Consider the following 743-nt stretch of genomic DNA (forward strand, 5'->3'; position numbering starts at 1 on the left):
CTTTAATTGAACTGCCAAACCACAATAAAAATTCACCGATATACATTTCAAACTGTCCTTAATAATTTGCTCCGGATTGTTCACCTTTTTGCTATCATATTAAGAATTACCATAATCAATCAATTTTCCGGTTTTATCATCTCGCACACCCCATTCGATACGATTATCTAAAATCGCTTGTTGTACACTGGGTGGATAGTCTGATAAGGTGGTTTCTTTCGGTACGGTTTTCCCTTTTCGACCAGCTTGACGAATGACTTTTGGCCAGCGTGGTTGCCAGCATAAACATTCCGAAATAAAGTACCCTATCGTGTAAAACGGTAATAATATTAAAAATACCGGTATCAATAAAATGTACATCCAGAATGTTGGGGCATTTTTTGCAGCATGGATCATCGGTTTTATATGTCCACTTAAACCATGTAAAGGCATCGGTAGATGCGTACTGAGCCAAGGTTTGGGTAGGTTATCCGGGCCTTCCTCCATATAACGGCGAATAAATTCCCATTCATCTTTATAATCTTGCGAATTATAGGTATTTTTACCAATCCCCACCGATTGAGCAACCGGAAAGCCTGTTTTATATGGGTGAAAGCTCATCAGATTTACCATATTGGTACCACCCATATCTGAGTCTGAGTTGCTAAAATTAGCGGGCATAATATGTTCCCACTTAAACACGACCGTACCGCCACAATATTTGGGGCGCTGAATATAGACTTGCCGAGTCACCCGATTAAACC

Annotated in this window: 1 protein-coding gene; it reads right to left on the reverse strand. The window is 40.0% G+C overall.

Features of this window, described 5'->3' with window-relative positions; translation table 11 throughout:
• Nucleotides 1-99 precede the first annotated feature (99 nt).
• Nucleotides 100-743: DUF6708 domain-containing protein (locus A9G11_RS14480; RefSeq protein WP_218056135.1), on the reverse strand; the 644-nt coding region annotated here is incomplete at its 5' end.

The organism is Gilliamella sp. wkB108 (assembly GCF_001690195.1).
In the GTDB taxonomy this organism is placed as follows: Bacteria; Pseudomonadota; Gammaproteobacteria; order Enterobacterales; family Orbaceae; genus Gilliamella; species Gilliamella apicola_L.